Source organism: Microvirga aerilata (genome assembly GCF_016743775.1).
Lineage (GTDB): Bacteria > Pseudomonadota > Alphaproteobacteria > Rhizobiales > Beijerinckiaceae > Microvirga > Microvirga aerilata.
The window spans coordinates 1-1,317 of record NZ_JAEQMY010000283.1 but is presented as its reverse complement, the minus strand read 5'-3'; the positions used below and the strand labels follow the sequence as shown (position 1 = coordinate 1,317).

The 1,317-nt window shown below is 65.0% G+C and carries 1 pseudogene; it reads left to right on the top strand.

Going from position 1 to position 1,317, the window contains the following annotated elements:
* The first annotated feature begins 69 nt into the window (after positions 1–69).
* A pseudogene (locus JKG68_RS32365) lies at positions 70–1,289 on the top strand (IS3 family transposase).
* Positions 1,290–1,317: the final 28 nt, after the last annotated feature.

Below are 1,317 nucleotides of genomic sequence, written 5' to 3'. Positions count from 1 at the left end.
TGAAGTAGCCCCCGAATAGACCGGACACGATCTCCCACCTCGCTAAGAGATAGGAGTAGTGTTGGTGCTATGACTGGTTCTTCCCCCAAGATAGAGGTCCTTGTCGGACCGCAACGCCGCCGCCACTGGACGGCCTCTGAGAAGCTGTCCATCGTCCAGGAGACCTATGAGCCGGACGCCACGGTCAGCCTGGTGGCCCGCCGGCATGGGGTAGCGCCCAACCAGCTCTTCCGCTGGCGCAAGCTCGCCGCCCAGGGAGCGCTCACCGCCACCAGTGCTCAGGAGGAGGTGGTCGCCGCCTCCGAGTACCGCGCCCTGCAGAACCAGGTCCGCGAGCTGCAGCGGCTTTTGGGCAAGAAGGCGCTCGAAGCCGAGATCCTCAAGGAGGCGCTGGAGGTCGCCACCGGGCCAAAAAAGCGGCTGTTGCGCTCGCTGTCGTGGCCCAAGGGCGGTTCGCGATGAGCGCGGTCTGCGCCACCCTTGAGGTCGCCCGTTCTAACATCGCCGAGCAGGCGGCAGGGCGACCTGCCAAGCGCCGGGGCCGTCCCCCTCGGCCGGACGAGGACCTGGTGGCGGCGATCAAGACCGTCATCGGCAGCCTGCCGACCTACGGCTATCGGCGCGTGCACGCTCTTTTGGTCCGCCAAGCGCGCGAGCAGGGCCGGACGCCACCCAATCACAAGCGCGTCTACCGGCTCATGAAGGCTCATGGCCTCCTACTGCAGCGGCATGCGGGCGGGGCCGAGGCGCGCCGGCACGACAGGCGCGTGGCGGTGGAGCGCTCCAATCTGCGCTGGTGCTCGGACGGGTTCGAGATCGGCTGTGACAATGGCGAGAAGGTGCGGGTCGCCTTTGCCCTCGACTGCTGTGATCGGGAGGTGCTGGGGTATGTGGCCACGACCGAGGGGATCAAGGGCGAGGACGTGCAGGACCTGATGATCACCGCTGTCGAGTACCGCTTTGGGCCTGTGAACCGACTGCCGCAGACCATCGAGTGGCTCTGCGACAATGGCTCGGGCTACATCGCGCATGACACCAAGAGCCTTGCACGGGAGATGGGGCTGGAACCCAGAACCACACCGGTGCAGAGCCCACAGAGCAATGGCATGGCCGAAGCCTTCGTGCGTACGATCAAGCGCGATTACGTTCGCGTCAGTCTGATCCCGGATGCGCCGACGGTGCTGGACAGCGTTCCTTGATGGTTTGAGCTCTACAACAGCCTTCACCCGCATAAGGCGCTCGGGTATCGTTCACCGCGTGAGTTCATTGCCTCACGCCAACCGGGATGATCTGTCCGATCTTTCAGGGGCAACAACA